The organism is Rhizobium jaguaris (assembly GCF_003627755.1).
Lineage (GTDB): Bacteria > Pseudomonadota > Alphaproteobacteria > Rhizobiales > Rhizobiaceae > Rhizobium > Rhizobium jaguaris.
In genome coordinates this window covers 3464367-3481090 of the sequence record NZ_CP032694.1, presented here as the reverse complement: position 1 = coordinate 3481090, position 16724 = coordinate 3464367, and the positions used below count along the sequence as shown (strand labels likewise).

The following is a 16724-nucleotide window of genomic DNA, read 5'->3' as shown; positions in this document are numbered from 1 at the left end:
CTCTTATAAGGCGGCCCATTCCCAACAAAAGACGTGAACAGGGGTGCCATGGCTGGCCATTCACAGTTTAAAAACATCATGCACCGCAAGGGTCGTCAGGACTCCGTGCGTTCGAAAATGTTCTCCAAGCTGGCGCGTGAAATCACCGTCGCCGCCAAGACGGGTCTGCCGGACCCGACCATGAACGCAAGTTTGCGCCTGGCGATCCAGAACGCCAAGGCGCAGTCGATGCCGAAGGACAATATCGATCGCGCCATCAAGAAAGCCTCCGGCGCAGACACCGAGAATTACGATGCGGTCCGCTATGAGGGCTACGGCCCCGGCGGCACGGCGATCATCGTCGAGGCTCTGACCGACAATCGCAACCGCACCGCGTCGAACGTCCGCTCGATCTTCACCAAGGCCGGCGGCGCGCTTGGTGAAACCGGCTCGGTCTCCTTCTCCTTCGACCATGTCGGCGAAATTACCTACAAGCCTGAGGTTGGCGATGCCGACAAGGTGATGGAAGCTGCGATCGAAGCCGGTGCCGACGATGTCGAGAGCGACGAAGAAGGCCATACCATCATCTGCGGCTTCGAAGCGATGAACGAGGTTGCCAAGGCGCTGGAAGCAACGCTTGGCGAAGCCGAAACCGTCAAGGCGATCTGGCGTGCCCAGAACAATGTGCCGGTCGACGAAGAAAAGGCGCAGTCGCTGATGAAGCTCATCGACAGCCTGGAAGATGACGACGACGTGCAGAACGTCTATTCCAACTTCGAAGTTTCGGAAGAGGTCATGGCCAAGCTTTCGGCCTGATCTACCCTCTCCTTGAGGACATGCGAGCGCCGTAAACTCCTTCTCCCCGAGCGGAGAAGGAGATGCGTGGCAACGACCTCATCTCATATGCAATTGCCCTGCCCTCAACGTGGAGGTGACTAAACCGTCTTCTTGAAGCTCGGCAGCGTGGCGAAGAGTTCCACCGATCTCAGTCGCGCCTCGATATCGTGGATCGGCATCGAAATGATCACTTCGTCGGCTTCCGTATCCTTGATGAACTGCGAAAGCTTGGCCCCTGCGGTTGCCGGCGAGCCGACGACGGCGTAGCGCAGCGTGTGTTCGACGTTCAGTTTCTCCATCGGCGTCCAAAAATCGTCCATGTCCTTGCGGGGGCGCGGGAAGGGACCGCGGACATTGCGGCGCAGATTGACGAATTGCTGCTGTGCCGAAGTGAAGTGATATTGGGCTTCTTCATCCGTATCCGCCGCCGAACCCATGACGCCGACCATGACATAGGGCTTGTCGAGCGTTGCCGACGGCGTGAAGCGATCACGATAGATGGCGACCGCATCGAGCAGAGCTTCCGGAGCGAAATGCGACGCGAAAGCATAGGGCAGGCCGAGCATGGCTGCGAGATGGGCGCTGTAGAGGCTTGAACCGAGCAGCCAGATCGGCACCTTGGCGCCATTGCCGGGCACGGCAAGGATCGATTGGTTCTCGTCGGCCGGACTGAACAGGTGTTGCAGTTCGACAATGTCATTGGGAAAGCTCTGGGCGCCTGCATCGAGGTTGCGACGCAGTGCCTGGGCGGTACGCATATCCGTGCCCGGTGCACGGCCGAGGCCGAGATCGACGCGGCCAGGAAACAGGGCCTCAAGTGTGCCGAACTGCTCGGCGATCACCAGCGGCGAATGGTTCGGCAGCATGACGCCGCCCGAGCCGATGCGGATGCGCGAGGTCGCCGCTCCGACATGGCCGATCACGACCGCGGTTGCAGCACTAGCGACGCCAGGCATGCCATGATGCTCCGCCAGCCAGAACCTTGTGTAGCCAAGCGCTTCCGCCTTCTGCGCCATGCGCTTTGAGCCTTCAAAGGATTGGCTGACGGTGCTGCCTTCGGCAACGGGCGAAAGATCGAGAATGGAAAAGGGGACCATGGCAAGGAACCTGCGTGGTGAAAAGGGAGGAGCAACCCTCCCCATGTAGGAGTGCGCATGCTCTATTCCAAACCCGCTCCGGTAAATTCGTTCATCGTAATTTCGAAGCCGCAGAAAGGGCACGCGGTTTGGATTTGTTTTTGTTTTGTTCACATTTTGCTGGCACATCTGCGGCGCGAAAGATAGGTTGAGCCATGCAAAACACGATTCGTATCATCGGCATCGATCCGGGCCTGCGCCGCACCGGCTGGGGTATCATCGAGACATCGGGAAACTCCCTACGTTTTGTCGCCTCGGGAACGGTGACATCGGACGGTGAGATGGATCTCGCATCGCGCCTCTGCCAGCTCCATGACGGGCTCGCCGATATCGTCCATAGCTACCAGCCGGACGAAGCGGCGGTCGAACAGACTTTCGTCAACAAGGACGCGGTAGCGACGCTGAAGCTCGGTCAGGCGCGCGGCATTGCGATGCTGGTGCCGGCGCGCGCCGGACTGCAGGTTGCCGAATATGCGCCAAATGCCGTCAAGAAGGCAGTGATTGGCGTGGGTCACGGCGAAAAGCAGCAGATCCACATGATGTTGAAGATCCTGATGCCGAAAGTGGAGTTCAAAGGCAACGACGCCGCCGACGCGCTCGCCATCGCCATCTGCCATGCCCATAACCGGGGCGCAAGCCGGATGCGACAAGCGGCCCTGGCCGGCTAGCTTGTTCTTGACTTGTTCTTGCGGTAATGATAATTCTTACCGTGAGATTGGAGGCCTGAATGCGCGTGACATCCAAAGGACAAGTGACAATCCCCCGTGACTTGCGTGAATTGGCAGGCATAGAACTCAACAGCGAAGTCATATTTTCCGTTGAGAACGGAAAGCTGGTTATTTCGCCTAAGAACGGCAAGAGAGAGATCGAGGATCGGCACCGGTTGGATCGATTTATGGCGACTCTCAAGCGTCTGGAAGGTACAGGCGATCAGAATATCGATGCCGAAGCATTGATGTCGATGACGCGCGACCGATAGATCATGGTCACGATGGTCGACACGAATGTGCTCGTTGATTTGGCCATACCCAGCTCAACTTGGCATGATTGGTCGAATGGGAAGGTCTTTTCCGCTTTCAAACAAGGGCCGGTCGTTATCAACCCGATCATTTATGCGGAATTTTCACTGCGTTACAGCAATATAGACAGAGTGGATGAACTGTTGCCGGAAAGCGAGTTTCGCCGTGAAAACCTGCCTTGGTCCGCGGCATTTGCGGCCGCGGCTGCTTTTAAGATTTATCGTCAAGCCGGTGGAGAACGCGAGCGAATTCTTCCTGACTTTCTGATTGGCGCCCATGCTGCCGTTCGTGGTTATTCCATACTGACCCGAGATCCAAAGGGGTATCGTTCTTATTTTTCCACGGTCGATCTCATCTCCCCCGAAACCCATCCCTGACGGACGTCATTTATGATTGGCAAGTTAAAAGGCACCATCGAAGAGATCGGCGAGGACTATGCGCTCGTGGATGTGCATGGTGTCTGCTACGTCGCCTACTGCTCGGCGCGCACGCTGTCGAAGCTGGGCTCGGCTGGCGAGGCCTGCATTCTCTTCATCGAGACTTATGTCCGCGAGGACCAGATCCGCCTTTTCGGGTTTACGACGGTGCTGGAGCGCGAGTGGTTCAATCTTCTGCAGACCGTGCAGGGCATTGGCGCGAAAGTGGCGCTGGCGCTGTTGTCGACGTTGACGCCGGCGGAACTTGCCAACGCGATCGCGCTGCAGGACCGCAGTGCCGTGTCGCGGGCGCCCGGCGTCGGGCCGAAGGTCGCAATGCGTATTGTTACGGAACTGAAAAACAAGGCGCCGGCCTTTGCCGGCGAGGCGATCAATATCGGCCTCAAGCAGGAATTGGGCGAGGGTGTAGCCTCGGCTCCCGTCGCTGATGCCGTCTCTGCGCTCACCAATCTCGGCTATTCCCGCGACCAGGCTGCGAACGCAGTTGCGGCTGCAATGAAATCGGCCGGAGATGGGGCTGACAGCGCCAAGCTGATCCGATTGGGTCTTAAGGAGCTGTCGCGGTGAACCTTTGCACCCTTTCCAGTTCCTCACTATTGTCTCAAAGTAAGGGGTCGACTCATGACGGTCCGCCACGGAATGATGATTTGAGAGAAGAGACCATGGTGTCGCCGCCATGGTCCTCAATAGTAAAGCTGTGAAACGCATACCGGGAATGGAACTTCTGACATGAGCGAGGCTGCACGCCTGATATCGCCGGAAAAGCGGGGCGAAGACCTGGATGTGACGCTGCGGCCGCAGTCGCTGGACGAGTTCACCGGCCAGGCGGAGGCACGTGCCAATCTCAAGGTGTTCATCGAAGCCGCGAAGGGGCGAGGGGAGGCGCTGGACCATGTGCTGTTCGTCGGCCCGCCAGGTCTTGGCAAGACGACGCTGGCTCAGATCATGGCGAAGGAGCTCGGTGTCAATTTCCGCTCGACCTCCGGCCCGGTCATCGCCAAGGCCGGCGATCTTGCAGCACTTCTGACCAATCTCGAAGAGCGCGATGTGCTCTTCATCGACGAAATTCATCGCCTCAATCCGGCCGTCGAAGAAATCCTCTATCCGGCCATGGAGGACTTCCAGCTCGATTTGATCATCGGCGAGGGCCCGGCGGCGCGTTCGGTGAAAATCGACCTCGCCAAATTCACGCTGGTTGCCGCCACTACCCGTCTCGGCCTGTTGACGACGCCGTTGCGTGACCGTTTCGGCATTCCGGTTCGCCTGAGCTTCTATACTGTCGAGGAGTTGGAGCTGATCGTACGGCGTGGCGCGCGGCTGATGGGGCTCGGCATAACCGAAGAGGGTGCACGTGAGATTGCCAGGCGCGCCCGCGGCACGCCGCGCATAGCCGGTCGCCTGCTGCGCCGCGTGCGTGATTTTGCGGAGGTCGCAAAGGCCGAAGCCGTAACCCGTGAAATAGCCGACGAGGCATTGACGCGGCTGCTGGTCGACAACGTCGGTTTCGATCAGCTCGACAAGCGCTATCTCAACATGATTGCCGTCAATTTCGGCGGCGGCCCAGTCGGTATCGAAACCATCGCTGCAGGCCTCTCCGAACCGCGCGACGCGATCGAGGATATCATCGAGCCCTATATGATCCAGCAGGGGTTCATCCAGCGTACGCCGCGCGGCCGCGTGCTGACGGCCACGGCTTGGAGGCATCTTGGAATGCAGCCGCCGAAAGACCTGGAGGCGGCGCAGTTCAGGCTGTTCCAGGAGGAAGATGAGTGATCGGCCGCCGCGGTTTCCTGAAGCTTTTCGGCAGTAGCATTGCCGGGTTGATGGCACTCGGCGGCTATGCTTTCGGATACGAGCCGGTCATGCGATTGAGGATAGCCCGTTACCAGTTGACGCCGCCGGGCTGGACGCCGGGATTGAAACTGAGGATCGTCGCGCTTGCCGATTTTCATGCATGCAGACCGTGGATGACGGCCGATCGGATCGCATCCATTTGCAGCCGCGCCAACGATCTTGGTGGCGATATCATCGTTCTGCTGGGCGACTACACGTCGGGAACGGATTTCGTGACCGGTCTTGTCGATCATAAGGTGTGGGCGACGGAACTCGCAGCCTTGAAGGCGCCGCTCGGTGTCCATGCGATCATCGGCAATCATGATTGGTGGCACGATGCGGCTGCACAAAAGAGCGGCCGTGGCCCGACATTCAGTCATAAGGCATTGGCCGATGTCGGAATTCCGGTTTACTCCAACCGATCGTCCCGCTTGGAAAAAGATGGGCACGGCTTTTGGCTGGCCGGTGTCGAGGATCAGCTTGCTTTGCGCAGCAGCGTCCGCTGGAAGCGCCAGTTCGCAAAGGGGCTTGATGATCTCGAGGGTACGCTGGCACAGGTGAACGACGAAGCGCCAATCATCCTGCTTGCCCATGAGCCCGATATCTTTCCGACCGTGCCGTCGCGCGTGTCGCTGACCTTGTCAGGTCACACGCATGGCGGGCAGATCAGAGTTCTCGGCTGGTCGCCCTATCTGCCCTCGCGCTACGGCGACCGGTATGTATATGGCCATATCATTGAAGAGGACCGTCACATCATCGTCTCCGGCGGCCTCGGCTGTTCGGTCGCTCCCGTCCGTGTCGGTGTACCGCCGGAAATCGTTGTGATCGATCTGGGATAGGGCGATACCCAAACGCGGGATCATCCGGCTGAATGCCGGTTGCTCGCAATTCCGATAGAGGAGGCCAGTATGTCCGCTTTCGATCCAATGCGTGTGTTTCGCAAGCTCGCCTACAATAACGCCTTGGCGAATACTCGATTGCAACGGGCCTGTGTGGCGCTTCAGCCGGGTGAGTTCGAGGCGAGGCGGGTCAGTTTCTTTCCTTCGATAAAATCGACGCTCAATCATATCCTGACCGTCGACTGGTTTTATGTCGACGCGCTGGAAGGCGGTACGCTCGGTCTCAAAGCTTTCGACATCGATGAGCCGTTCGACACGCTGGATGCATTGTCGATGGAGCAAAGCAAAGTCGATCGACGGCTCGTAATTCTATGTCAGGACCTGAATCCCGAGGCACTGGTGCGCGTAATCGATCTTCACCGTGGCAATCGCATCCAGAGGGAGCGGGCGGAGGATGTGCTGAGCCATCTTTTCCAGCACCAGACCCATCATCGGGGGCAGGTGCATGCCATGCTCTCCGGCAGCAGCGTTGCGCCGCCGCAGTTGGACGAATTCATCGTTGCCGACGATGCGAGGTTCCGAGGTGAGGAATTGGCGGCGCTTAGCTGGGACGAGACGATGTTGATGCGTTGAGGGTGGCAGGGCGAAGCGGTATCGTTTTCGCCAATCTCGCGACGGTTTCTTGCAGCAACGCCCGACCTCCGCCGTTCCAGCCGAGAGCACGGATTTTCGACGTATCCATCGCACTGACAATGCCTTGTGGGGTGGGTGAGGGCAGGGGGTGTTGGCAGCCGGTTACCCGCTGCAGGTGCTCAAGGATATCATGGGTGTCGGTGAGCACATCGGAGAGGTTGAACGCTTCGCCGCTGATGCGGCTTGTCTCAGTCTCTAGCAGTAGGCGGACGGCGCGGCCGAGGTCGCGGCCATGGACCTCGGTTCCGGCGCGCGAGAGAACCGGCTTGCCGGCAAGATAATCCGCGAAAAGATCATCCCACTTGTTTGGACAGAGGTCGCCGTAGACGCCCGTTGCTCTCAGGCTTGCCGTTGCGAAACCGGGAGCGGAAAGGGAAAAGAGCGCGTGTTCGGCATCGCGCTTCACCTCGCCATAGAGTGTATTCGGTGTCGGCGTGGTTTCCTCCGTCAGCGTCTCGCCGGCCAGCCGGTCGCCATAGACGGCGCGGGAGGAGAGAAAGACGCAGCGGCGGATGCCGGCGCGTTTCGCGGTCTCGAACAGTTGCACTGTGCCATCGAGATTGAACCGGCGGAAGCTCTCGGGATCATCGCCCTCGCCGCCGCGATATTTGCCGGGGATATGCGCGAAAGCCGCGTGCACGAAGAAATAAGCGTCGTCGAAGGCGTTGGTATAGTTTTCGGAAGGATCCAGGCCACATGACACAAAGGTGACGGGTTGCGAGAAAAGGCCGGGTCGTGGTGGGTTGCGACCGCCAACGGCAACTTGATATCCGGCTGATAGTAGTTCCTCGACGATGTAGCGGCCGACGAGACCTGTACCGCCCGATATCAGCACTTTCATGCTGCCACTTTCGGATTGGCAAATGCGGTGATCTCGGGCACGTCGTGCCCGGCATGGAAATGGTGCCACAAATCGATCAGTGGTTTCAGTTGATCGGCCTTCGGATGGTTCTGTTCCCAAGGCTTCTCGTATTGGTAATGCAGGATCGAAATGCTGTTCCAGTCCCAAAGCGCGGGCATGGTGAACCATACATATTGCAGCATGTTCATATAGACCGGCAGGCCGTGCCAATCCGGGAAGAATGTCTCGAGAAAGGTCTGGTCGGTGCGCCGCCAGAAAACGCCGGGACGATCGAGCAGCTTCAACATGGCTTTGAAGGTCGTGAGCGACGGCTGGGCAACAAAGACCCCCGAATTCATCCGATGAAAATCCGCCAGACTTTCGTAAACATTGGGTGCGGCGGAAAATTCCGGATAGTCGAAGAGCTTGTCAACATTCTTCAGCACCAGCGCATCCGCATCGATGAAGACACAGGTGTCGTAGTCGATGAGCTGCCAAAGCCTCAGCTTGCAGAAATTGTCGAGCGGCGAGTGGAAGGACGGCTTGCGGCCTTTGGTGAAGGGAGCGTTGGCATGGAGATTGCCGCGCGCATGGCGCTCGTTGAATTCATCGGAAAGGGGCAGATGTTCCACGTCCACCAGCCGGCAACCGAGCGCCTCCAGCGGCGCAAGATCGCTTTCGTCAACGCCGGCCGTGTGCAGCACGACCGTATCCGCCCTGGTGCCGCTCAGCGAAATCGAGCGCGCCAATGCCAAGGCGCCCATGGCGTAGTCGGCGTTGGTGACCAGCGTGACGAAGGCTTGCCGCGCCCGCGGGCTGGAGCGCGGTCGCACCCCCTGCAGGATTTCGCTTCCGAACATCATGAGACGGACTTCAATCGCTTGCCTTCCGGATCGTGGTTGACCGTCGCTGCGAGATCCTTGGTCCAAGCGGAAACGGCCGGGACGCGTGAGCGATCGACGCGGTAGGCATATTTCTTGGCGACATCGACGATTTCGCTGAGCAGACCCGCTTGGAGAGTGATCGGCTCGAGACCGAGATTGAGGAACTTGTCGTTCTTGACGATCAGATCGTTCTCCGGCGCTTCCTTGCGCGGGTTGGGCAGCCGGAGGATTTCCGCACCGCTCAACTTGGCGATCATCTCGGCAAGATCGCGGATGCGATGCGTCTCGGTCATCTGGTTGAAGATCTCGACGCGGGCATTGCGCGGCGGCGGGTTCTTGAGCGCCAGCTCGATGCAGCGAACCGAATCCTGGATGTGAATGAAGGCGCGGGTCTGTCCGCCGGTGCCGTGCACGGTCAGCGGATAGCCGATCGCCGCCTGGATGAGGAAGCGGTTGAGCACCGTGCCGTAATCGCCGTCATAGTCGAAACGATTGATCAATTGTTCGTGACGGCGGGTCTGTTCCGTATGCGTGCCCCAGACGATGCCTTGATGCAGATCGGTGATCCTCAAGCCGTCGTTCTTGGCGTAAAACTGGAAGAGAAGCTGATCCAGGCACTTGGTCATATGGTAGATGGAGCCCGGATTGGCCGGATAGAGAATGTCCTGATTGACGGTACGGCCATCGGCGGTCTCGATACCGACAGCCAGGTAGCCTTCGGGAATGGCGGCGCCGACGGTCGAATAGCCGTAGACCCCCATGGTGCCAAGATGCACGAGATGAGCATCGAGATTGAGCTCGACCAGTGCATTCAGGAGATTATGCGTGGCGCTGACATTGTTGTTGACGGTGTAATTCTTGTGGCGGTCGCTTTTCATCGAATAGGGTGCGGCGCGCTGTTCGGCGAAGTGTACGATGGCGTCCGGGCGATGCTCGGCAAGCCACTTTTTCAGAAGCTCATAGTCTTTTGCGAGATCGATGAGGTTGAAATGGATGCGGCGCCCGGTTTCGGCGTGCCAGATGCGCGTGCGTTCCTGGATCGAATCCATCGGGGTCAGTGACTGCACGCCGAGTTCGGTGTCGATCCAGCGGCGCGAAAGATTGTCGAGGATATGGACCTCATGACCGGCATCGGAGAGATGCAGCGAGGTTGGCCAACCAATGAAACCGTCGCCGCCCATAACCGCTATTTTCATGAAATCATATCCTTCTGCGTCGACCGCTATCCGGCATCATCCCGGATAGTCAGTATTTATGACAATTGTTCAAAGCTTGCTTGATGGCGGAACTTCGGCCAAAGAGGGTCCCCAGATTTTTTGGAGATGCGGCGACGATGAACAGCCCCTTTCTGATTGCCGGGGAACTGGAAGCCGGTGGCCACCGGCTGGTGCAGCGAGTCTATTATGAGGATACGGATTTTTCCGGCCTCGTCTATCATGCGCGCTACCTCCACTTCCTCGAACGCGGCCGCACGGACTACCTGCGTTGCCTCGGCGTGGAACAGCGCGAGCTCCTGAATGCCGACGAGGAGGGGCTGGTTTTCGTCGTTCACCGCATGGAGATCGATTTCAAGGGACCGGCGCGGATGGACGACATGCTGACGATTCGCACGACGACCGAGAAGGCTGGCGGCGCCAAGATGGTGCTTTCCCAGGAAATCCGGCGTGACGACACGCTGCTGCTCGCAGCCAAGGTCATCATTGCCGTGATCAACGCCAAGGGAAAACCGCGGCGGCTGCCGGAGAAGTTAGCGAAGCAGATGCTGGTGGCATCGACGGCGCTCTAGTTCTCCGAATCCGGGCATCTGTCCGCTGCCAGCGATTCGGCCCGAAGGCGAGATATCTCATGTCGCATTAGCGATGGATTGCTGGCTTGGGAGACGATGTCTCGCCCAGCACAAAAGCCTTCTTGCTAAAACTTGAGTTTTATGTGAAGGAATTTGCGCGCAAGATTTGTTTCGTGTCCGCCGCCGGTTTTGTCCGGTCAGTTCTTCCCGGGAGACAGAATAGCTTTCCTCACTGTCAAATCTCTTATGCTCTGGCACTAACATTCTTTTAACCATAATAGTGTCTTACTGCCGTCGTCGGAGTTTGTGCGGCGCACGCCTTCCTTTGACCAAATTTGACGGCAAGAAGGCAGTTGTAGAGCTTGGAAAAGCTTGACCAGGGCGTTCAGCGGCGGCTGCCAAACATTTCTTGTGAGATCACTTTGTGCCGCCCGGTCTAGCGCCGGGCGTTTGGATTCGGGGATTTTGGATCAATGGATACGACAACAACAGCACTGGCAGCGGTCGCCACACCAGACATCACGCTTTGGTCGCTCTTCATGCAGGCAGGCCTCGTGGTTAAGGTCGTCATGCTCGGTCTGCTCGCAGCATCCGTCTGGACGTGGGCGATCGTCATCGACAAGTATCTGAGCTATGCCCGCGCACGCCGGCAGTTCGATCATTTCGAGCAGGTCTTCTGGTCGGGCCAGTCGCTCGAGGAACTTTATCGCACGCTCTCGGAACGGACCAATACGGGCCTCAGCGCCATCTTCGTCGCCGCCATGCGCGAGTGGAAGAAATCGTTCGAGCGCGGAGCACGTTCGCCGATCGGTCTGCAGATGCGTATCGATCGTGCCATGGACGTCACGCTCGCGCGTGAGTCGGAACATCTGGTCGCCCGCCTCGGATCGCTCGCGACCATCGGTTCGGCCGGCCCGTTCATCGGTCTGTTCGGCACCGTCGTCGGTATCATGACCTCGTTCCAGGCCATTGCAGGCTCGAAGTCGACCAATCTGGCGGTCGTCGCGCCTGGTATCGCCGAAGCGCTGCTCGCGACCGCGATCGGCCTCGTTGCCGCTATCCCTGCCGTTATCGCCTACAATAAGTTCTCGGCCGATGCCGGCAAGCTGTCGGCGCGCATGGAAGGATTCGCGGACGAATTCTCCGCAATCCTGTCGCGTCAGATCGACGAAAAGCTGCAGCCGCGTCAGGCTGCCCAGTAAAGCGCAGACGGAACCGGAGTAACGCACATGGCAATGTCTGTTGGAGGTAATGGTGGCGGCGGTGGCCGCCGGGGCGGTCGCCGCGGTGGTCGCCGGGGCGCACCGATCGCCGATATCAACGTAACGCCACTCGTCGACGTCATGCTCGTGCTGCTGATCATCTTCATGGTGGCCGCGCCGATGATGACCTCGGGTGTACCGATCGACCTACCGCAGACGCAGGCTGGTGCGCTGAACGCCCAGACACAGCCGATCACCATTTCCATCAAGCAGGACGGCCAGGTCTTCCTGCAGGAAACGCAGATCGAAGCGGTCGATATCGCTGCCAAGCTGCAGGCGATCGCCACGACCGGATATAGCGAGCGCATTTTCGTGCGCGGCGACGGCAAGGCGCCTTATGGCGTGATCGCCGACGTCATGTCGCGCATTCAGGAGGCCGGCTACAAGAACATCGGCCTGGTTACCCAGCAGATAACGGATCACTGACGGTTCGATATGAAGCGTAGCATCGCGACATCTGCGGTCATTCACATCCTGGTGCTGATCGGCGCCATGTTGACGCTGAGTGCGCCTGCGCCTTTGGAGACGCCGGAGAGCACGGCGATGGATGTCGATATCGTCCCTGCCGAACAACTTCAGCAGGGAGAAAAGAAGGCGTCGGTTACGGATCACGTCGCACGGAAGCAGACTACGAAGCAGGATCAGGTTGCCAACGCTCAGAATGTCGGCGAGAACAACGTCGATATCAAGAACCCGGTTGTGCCGACCCAACGGCCGGAAAGTGACACGGCGGCATTAGCACCGAAGAAGGTGGATGTGCCCGTTCCGCAAAACGATCCGCGGCCGAATGACGTCAAGACGATCGAGCAGCAGGATACGGAGGCTGCGCCGAAGGAAGTGGCCGCCATTCCGCAGCAGAAGCCGGATGTGACGCCCACTCCTGCGCCGACGCCCACGCCGCAGAAGACGGAGCCGACCCCGCAGAAGAGCGAGGTCACGCCTACGCCCCCAACACCCACGCCGACTCCGACCCCCACTCCGCAAAAAGCTGATCCGAAGCCGGTGACCGAAAGCCCGACCGAGCAGGCCGCACAGCCGCCGGCGGACAAAGTTCCCGTTCCCGACGTAAAGCCGCAACCTCAGCAGCCGCCGAAGACGGTGGAGACGAAGCCTGACCCGAAGCCGGAACAGAAGCCCGTTACGAAACCTCAACAGGTCGCAAACGCGAAGCCGACTGCCAAGCCCACGGACAAGCAGACCACCCAGAGCACCAGCAAGAATACCTCAACCGATGATGGTCAGAAGGATAGCGACAAGAAGCGCGAGAGCGCCAAAGCCTCGAACAAGGGCCTGGATGAAGGTCTTGCCGACGAGATCGCCAATGTTCTGAACAACACATCGTCGAAGGGCGGTGCGCAGCGCTCGTCCAAACAGGCATCAGCCGGCTCGGATACTCAGGTCACCTCGCGAGGCGGTATGAAATCACTGAGCGCCGGTAAGCTCAGCCAGAGCGAGCAGGATGGTCTGCGCGATCTGATCGCCAAGTACTGGAACCTGATGCCCGGCCTTGAGGGTGCAAGTGACGTGCGGATCAAGGTACATTTCAGGCTCGACAAATCCGGGCAGATCGTTGGTGAACCAGAGGCGACGACGAGTGGCGGGCCAGCGTCGACGCAATCGGCAATGCAGAGCGCTGCGGTGCGTGCCGTGCAACGGGCGCAGTCGGATTACCTCAAGATCCTGCCGCCGGACAAGTATGACACTTGGCAGGAAGTCGTCGTCAACTTCAGCGCAGCGGACCTGGGGATGTGATGCCAGGAGTGCAACTTTCGACGAACGACTGTCCCCGCTTCTGCCTGTCTTCGTTTACGGCTCCGGGGATCATACAGGCGGCAAACGCTATGTGCGCCGTCCTCACGGCGGCACCTTTCAGGAACTTGCCGCGGATTCAATTCGACAATGAAACTAGCTCGGTCGGAGTCATCCTGAACTTCGCACCGGGCGACATGGCGCTTTAATGCTGAAAGGCTTGGCACATATGATCAGAAAATCCCTCGTTCGTGTCCTGCTGGTGCTGGCAGGTCTGACGGCAGTCCTCGCCACTCCGGCTTACGCCGTGGTCGAGATCAACATCAACAAGGGCAACGTCCAGCCGATGCCGATCGCCATCACCGACCTTCTGTCGAATGATGGTCTGGGTGCGCAGGTCTCCGGCGTCATCGCCGCCGACCTGCAGCGGTCCGGCTTGTTCGCGCCGATCAACAAGCAGGCCTTTATCGAGAAGATCAGCAATCCCGATTCGACGCCGCGCTTCCAGGACTGGACGGCGATCAACGCACAGGCGCTGGTGACCGGCCGGGTGACGCAGGAAGGCGGTCGCCTTCGCGCCGAGTTCCGGCTGTGGGACACCTATGGCAACCAGCAAATGGTCGGCCAGCAATTCTATGCGCAGCCGGACAACTGGCGGCGCGTCGCTCACATCATCGCCGACGCGATCTACGAGAAGATCACCGGCGAGAAAGGCTACTTCGATACGCGCGTCGTCTTCGTCGCCGAAAGCGGTCCGAAGACGGCCCGCAAGACTCAGCTCGGCATCATGGACCAGGACGGTTTCAATGCGCGCATGCTGACGGATGGGAGCGACCTCGTGCTGACGCCACGCTTCTCGCCGAACCGGCAGGAGGTCACCTACATGTCCTTCGCGAACCAGCAGCCGCGCGTCTACCTCCTGCAGTTGCAGACGGGCCAGCGCGAACTGGTCGGCAACTTCCCGGGCATGACCTTCTCGCCGCGTTTCTCGCCGGATGGCCAGCGTGTGATCATGAGCCTGCAGCAGGAAGGCAACGCCAACATCTATACGATGGACCTGCGCTCGCGCACGACGACCCGCCTGACGTCGACGGCAGCCATCGACACGTCGCCTTCTTATTCGCCTGATGGCACGCAGATCGCCTTCGAAAGCGACCGCGGCGGCAAGCAGCAGATCTATGTGATGAATGCGGACGGTTCCAACCAGCACCGCATTTCCTTCGGCGACGGTTCCTACTCGACGCCGGTCTGGTCGCCGCGCGGCGATCTCATCGCCTTCACCAAACAGTCCGGTCAGACCTTCTCGATCGGCGTGATGAAGACTGATGGTTCGGGCGAGCGCCTGCTGACCTCGGGTTTCCACAATGAAGGCCCGACCTGGGCGCCGAACGGCCGCGTCATCATGTTCTTCCGCGAACCGCAAGGCGCCAGCGGGCCGCAGCTCTATTCGATCGACCTGACGGGTTACAACGAGCAGAAAATCCCGACCCCGGGCTTTGCCTCCGATCCCGCCTGGTCGCCGCTTCTCGAGTAGGGTAGGGCGCGTCACTTTATCGCCGCAAAGTCCTGTGAGTGAGCCACTTCGGGACAATTTTAGGACACTATTAACCATATTTGTTGGAATCGGATTAACCGAACCCGGTTACAGTCTGGCAACCCTGATAAAGACTTAAGGAGAGACCGGCAATGAGCCGCATCGCAACCCCGGCCGTTGGCCATATGCAAAACCTCGCTCGCAACCCGATCATGATCGCGCTTTTCGTCGGCCTTTCGCTGGCCGGCTGCGCCTCCAAAAAGGGCTTGCCGAACGATGCCAACGGACTTGGCCTCAATGGTGCTGGCAATGCCCGTCCGGGTTCGCCGCAGGACTTCACGGTCAACGTCGGCGACCGCATCTTCTTCGACACCGATAGCTCGTCGATCCGTGCCGATGCCTCCCAGACGCTCGACCGTCAGGCTCAGTGGCTCGCTCGTTATCCGAACTACTCGATCACCGTCGAAGGCCATGCCGACGAACGCGGTACGCGCGAATACAACCTGGCTCTCGGCGCGCGCCGTGCTGCGGCTACCAAGGATTATCTCGCTTCCCGCGGCGTTCCGGCTCAGCGCATGAAGACGATCTCCTACGGCAAGGAACGTCCGGTCGCGACTTGCGACGATATTTCCTGCTGGTCGCAGAACCGTCGCGCCGTTACGGTGCTCAACGGCGCCGGTTCCTGATAGGTCAAATCCGGCCGAAATGCACAAAGGCGGTCCTCGTGGCCGCCTTTACTTTTTTGACCACACTTTGGCCGAACTCAATTGCTTTTTGAGACCAATTGTAAAAATCTCCTGTTCGTGCCCAGGGCGCGAAGAATCAATGGGACAGGATGATCCAAATGAGAAGACTTGTCGTGGCGAGCTTACTTTGTCTCGCCGCCGTGGCCGGCAGTGAGCGTGACGCCTCTGCCTTATCGCTTTTCGGACTTCACCTCGGTGGTCGCGGCACTTCGGAACAGGCTGTTCCGGGCAACGCGGTTCCCCAGGGGCAGGGACAGTCCGGGCAAGCACCTGTCATCAACGTCCAAAACAGCGATGCCGAAGTCCGTTTGCAGCAGCTTGAAGACCAGATGCGCCAGTTGAACGGCCGCGTCGAAGAGATGAGCTATCAATTGCTGCAGATGCAAGAGCAGATACGCAAGACGCAAGAGGACAATGAATTCCGCTTCCAGCAGCTTGAAAAGCGTGGCGGTGGGGGCACCGGCGGTGCGGCGGGCGCTGGCGCCACTGCCCCGATGAAGAAGAGCGAAGCCGACGCCCCGGCCCAGGGTGCGGGTGGCGGTCAGCAACAGGACGACATCGCCGGCGTCATCAGCGATTCGCAAGGTGGCGACGCGTCGGGTCCCGCGCCGCAGGGCGGTGGCGCTGGCAAGCCGCCGACCCAGCTCGGCTCGATCCAATTCGATCCGAACGGAAAACAGGTCGGCACGACGGCAACACGGGCCAACAATGGTTCGGGTGCTGCGCCCGCCGCAAATTCTGGAACGCAGACGGCTTCGCTCGGCAGCGAAGGCGATCAGTATAAGGCGGCCTACGGCCACGTCCTGTCCGGCGACTACAGCGTCGCCGAACAGGAGTTCCGCCAATACATCGACAGCTATCCGAACAGCGCCCGGGCGGCTGATGCCAATTTCTGGCTCGGTGAAGCGCTTTATTCGCAAGGCAAATACAATGACGCGGCTAAGACTTTCCTGAATGCGCATCAGAAATACGGCACCTCCGAAAAGGCGCCGGAAATGCTCTTGAAGCTTGGCATGTCGCTCGCCGCCCTGGACAACAAGGACACGGCCTGCGCGACGCTGCGCGAGGTGAACAAACGCTATCCGAAGGCTTCGAAGGCCGTTACCAACAAGGTCGCCAGTGAACAAAAGCGCCTTGCCTGCTGATTCC

At 59.4% G+C, this 16724-nt stretch carries 19 protein-coding genes; 15 read left to right on the top strand and 4 right to left on the bottom strand.

Annotation, left to right across the window (positions count from 1 at the left end):
- Window positions 1–48: 48 nt before the first annotated feature.
- Window positions 49–795, top strand: coding sequence for a YebC/PmpR family DNA-binding transcriptional regulator (locus CCGE525_RS16970; RefSeq protein ID WP_120705304.1), 747 nt, complete (start codon window positions 49–51; stop codon window positions 793–795).
- A gap of 119 nt (window positions 796–914) precedes the next feature.
- On the opposite strand, the gene CCGE525_RS16965 is transcribed toward CCGE525_RS16970, so the two are convergent.
- Window positions 915–1913, bottom strand: a complete 999-nt coding sequence (locus tag CCGE525_RS16965) for an LLM class flavin-dependent oxidoreductase (RefSeq protein WP_120705303.1) — start codon at window positions 1911–1913, stop codon at window positions 915–917.
- A gap of 194 nt (window positions 1914–2107) precedes the next feature.
- Between CCGE525_RS16965 and ruvC the strand changes: the two genes are divergently transcribed.
- The 7 genes from ruvC to CCGE525_RS16930 all read left to right on the top strand — a co-directional run bounded on the left by ruvC (window position 2108) and on the right by CCGE525_RS16930 (window position 6713).
- A complete protein-coding gene (gene ruvC, locus CCGE525_RS16960) occupies window positions 2108–2620 on the top strand; it encodes a crossover junction endodeoxyribonuclease RuvC (RefSeq protein WP_120705302.1) in 513 nt (170 codons plus the stop codon).
- A 59-nt stretch (window positions 2621–2679) separates the two neighbouring features.
- Entirely contained in the window at window positions 2680–2931 is a 252-nt protein-coding gene (locus CCGE525_RS16955; RefSeq protein ID WP_120705301.1) for an AbrB/MazE/SpoVT family DNA-binding domain-containing protein, read from the top strand.
- 3 nt (window positions 2932–2934) lie between these two features.
- Window positions 2935–3348, top strand: coding sequence for a type II toxin-antitoxin system VapC family toxin (locus CCGE525_RS16950; protein WP_120705300.1), 414 nt, complete (start codon window positions 2935–2937; stop codon window positions 3346–3348).
- A 12-nt stretch (window positions 3349–3360) separates the two neighbouring features.
- Window positions 3361–3975 (top strand): Holliday junction branch migration protein RuvA, encoded by a 615-nt coding sequence (gene ruvA / locus CCGE525_RS16945; RefSeq protein ID WP_120705299.1) that lies wholly within the window; start codon window positions 3361–3363, stop codon window positions 3973–3975.
- A gap of 162 nt (window positions 3976–4137) precedes the next feature.
- Window positions 4138–5181 carry a Holliday junction branch migration DNA helicase RuvB gene (gene ruvB, locus CCGE525_RS16940; RefSeq protein WP_120705298.1) on the top strand — a complete coding sequence of 348 codons (1044 nt, stop codon included), beginning with the start codon at window positions 4138–4140 and terminating at the stop codon, window positions 5179–5181.
- Window positions 5178–6080 (top strand): metallophosphoesterase, encoded by a 903-nt coding sequence (locus CCGE525_RS16935; protein WP_120705297.1) that lies wholly within the window; start codon window positions 5178–5180, stop codon window positions 6078–6080. Before ruvB ends, CCGE525_RS16935 begins: the two co-directional genes overlap by 4 nt.
- Before the next feature lie 69 nt (window positions 6081–6149).
- Window positions 6150–6713, top strand: a complete 564-nt coding sequence (locus tag CCGE525_RS16930; RefSeq protein WP_120705296.1) for a DinB family protein — start codon at window positions 6150–6152, stop codon at window positions 6711–6713.
- Here the strand turns inward: CCGE525_RS16930 and CCGE525_RS16925 are convergent.
- Genes CCGE525_RS16925 through CCGE525_RS16915 form a run of 3 tightly spaced genes read right to left on the bottom strand, consistent with a single transcriptional unit; the run spans window position 6682 to window position 9694 of the window.
- Complete coding sequence (locus CCGE525_RS16925; protein ID WP_120705295.1) at window positions 6682–7614, bottom strand: NAD-dependent epimerase/dehydratase family protein; 933 nt, start codon at window positions 7612–7614, stop codon at window positions 6682–6684. The two genes, CCGE525_RS16930 and CCGE525_RS16925, sit on opposite strands and share 32 nt — an antisense overlap.
- Window positions 7611–8474, bottom strand: a complete 864-nt coding sequence (locus CCGE525_RS16920) for a glycosyltransferase (RefSeq protein ID WP_120706457.1) — start codon at window positions 8472–8474, stop codon at window positions 7611–7613. Before CCGE525_RS16920 ends, CCGE525_RS16925 begins: the two co-directional genes overlap by 4 nt.
- Window positions 8474–9694: an NAD-dependent epimerase/dehydratase family protein gene (locus tag CCGE525_RS16915; RefSeq protein ID WP_120705294.1), complete on the bottom strand. Its 1221-nt coding sequence runs from the start codon at window positions 9692–9694 to the stop codon at window positions 8474–8476. Before CCGE525_RS16915 ends, CCGE525_RS16920 begins: the two co-directional genes overlap by 1 nt.
- Window positions 9695–9831: 137 nt before the next feature.
- On the opposite strand from CCGE525_RS16915, the gene ybgC reads away from it, so the two are divergent.
- The 7 genes from ybgC (at window position 9832) to ybgF (ending at window position 16720) form a co-directional block, all read left to right on the top strand.
- Window positions 9832–10284 carry a tol-pal system-associated acyl-CoA thioesterase gene (gene ybgC / locus CCGE525_RS16910; protein ID WP_120705293.1) on the top strand — a complete coding sequence of 151 codons (453 nt, stop codon included), beginning with the start codon at window positions 9832–9834 and terminating at the stop codon, window positions 10282–10284.
- A gap of 473 nt (window positions 10285–10757) precedes the next feature.
- Entirely contained in the window at window positions 10758–11486 is a 729-nt protein-coding gene (tolQ, locus tag CCGE525_RS16905; RefSeq protein ID WP_120705292.1) for a protein TolQ, read from the top strand.
- A gap of 27 nt (window positions 11487–11513) precedes the next feature.
- A complete protein-coding gene (gene tolR, locus CCGE525_RS16900; RefSeq protein ID WP_120705291.1) occupies window positions 11514–11972 on the top strand; it encodes a protein TolR in 459 nt (152 codons plus the stop codon).
- A 9-nt stretch (window positions 11973–11981) separates the two neighbouring features.
- Window positions 11982–13298, top strand: coding sequence for a hypothetical protein (locus CCGE525_RS16895; RefSeq protein ID WP_120705290.1), 1317 nt, complete (start codon window positions 11982–11984; stop codon window positions 13296–13298).
- Between the two features lie 226 nt (window positions 13299–13524).
- Complete coding sequence (tolB, locus tag CCGE525_RS16890; RefSeq protein WP_120706456.1) at window positions 13525–14829, top strand: Tol-Pal system beta propeller repeat protein TolB; 1305 nt, start codon at window positions 13525–13527, stop codon at window positions 14827–14829.
- 152 nt (window positions 14830–14981) lie between these two features.
- Window positions 14982–15515 (top strand): peptidoglycan-associated lipoprotein Pal, encoded by a 534-nt coding sequence (pal, locus tag CCGE525_RS16885; protein WP_120705289.1) that lies wholly within the window; start codon window positions 14982–14984, stop codon window positions 15513–15515.
- Window positions 15516–15673: 158 nt separating this feature from the next.
- On the top strand, window positions 15674–16720 hold the full coding sequence (gene ybgF, locus CCGE525_RS16880) for a tol-pal system protein YbgF (protein WP_120705288.1): 1047 nt from the start codon (window positions 15674–15676) through the stop codon (window positions 16718–16720).
- The last annotated feature ends 4 nt before the right edge of the window (window positions 16721–16724 follow it).

Bases quoted from the DNA above. Each gene is read 5' to 3' on its own strand.
- CCGE525_RS16970 (WP_120705304.1), top strand. From the start codon at position 49: ATGGCTGGCCATTCACAGTTTAAAAACATCATGCACCGCAAGGGTCGT.
- CCGE525_RS16965 (WP_120705303.1), bottom strand. From the start codon at position 1,913: ATGGTCCCCTTTTCCATTCTCGATCTTTCGCCCGTTGCCGAAGGCAGC.
- ruvC (WP_120705302.1), top strand. From the start codon at position 2,108: ATGCAAAACACGATTCGTATCATCGGCATCGATCCGGGCCTGCGCCGC.
- CCGE525_RS16955 (WP_120705301.1), top strand. From the start codon at position 2,680: ATGCGCGTGACATCCAAAGGACAAGTGACAATCCCCCGTGACTTGCGT.
- CCGE525_RS16950 (WP_120705300.1), top strand. From the start codon at position 2,935: ATGGTCACGATGGTCGACACGAATGTGCTCGTTGATTTGGCCATACCC.
- ruvA (WP_120705299.1), top strand. From the start codon at position 3,361: ATGATTGGCAAGTTAAAAGGCACCATCGAAGAGATCGGCGAGGACTAT.
- ruvB (WP_120705298.1), top strand. From the start codon at position 4,138: ATGAGCGAGGCTGCACGCCTGATATCGCCGGAAAAGCGGGGCGAAGAC.
- CCGE525_RS16930 (WP_120705296.1), top strand. From the start codon at position 6,150: ATGTCCGCTTTCGATCCAATGCGTGTGTTTCGCAAGCTCGCCTACAAT.
- CCGE525_RS16925 (WP_120705295.1), bottom strand. From the start codon at position 7,614: ATGAAAGTGCTGATATCGGGCGGTACAGGTCTCGTCGGCCGCTACATC.
- CCGE525_RS16920 (WP_120706457.1), bottom strand. From the start codon at position 8,474: ATGTTCGGAAGCGAAATCCTGCAGGGGGTGCGACCGCGCTCCAGCCCG.
- CCGE525_RS16915 (WP_120705294.1), bottom strand. From the start codon at position 9,694: ATGAAAATAGCGGTTATGGGCGGCGACGGTTTCATTGGTTGGCCAACC.
- ybgC (WP_120705293.1), top strand. From the start codon at position 9,832: ATGAACAGCCCCTTTCTGATTGCCGGGGAACTGGAAGCCGGTGGCCAC.
- tolQ (WP_120705292.1), top strand. From the start codon at position 10,758: ATGGATACGACAACAACAGCACTGGCAGCGGTCGCCACACCAGACATC.
- tolR (WP_120705291.1), top strand. From the start codon at position 11,514: ATGGCAATGTCTGTTGGAGGTAATGGTGGCGGCGGTGGCCGCCGGGGC.
- CCGE525_RS16895 (WP_120705290.1), top strand. From the start codon at position 11,982: ATGAAGCGTAGCATCGCGACATCTGCGGTCATTCACATCCTGGTGCTG.
- tolB (WP_120706456.1), top strand. From the start codon at position 13,525: ATGATCAGAAAATCCCTCGTTCGTGTCCTGCTGGTGCTGGCAGGTCTG.
- pal (WP_120705289.1), top strand. From the start codon at position 14,982: ATGAGCCGCATCGCAACCCCGGCCGTTGGCCATATGCAAAACCTCGCT.
- ybgF (WP_120705288.1), top strand. From the start codon at position 15,674: ATGAGAAGACTTGTCGTGGCGAGCTTACTTTGTCTCGCCGCCGTGGCC.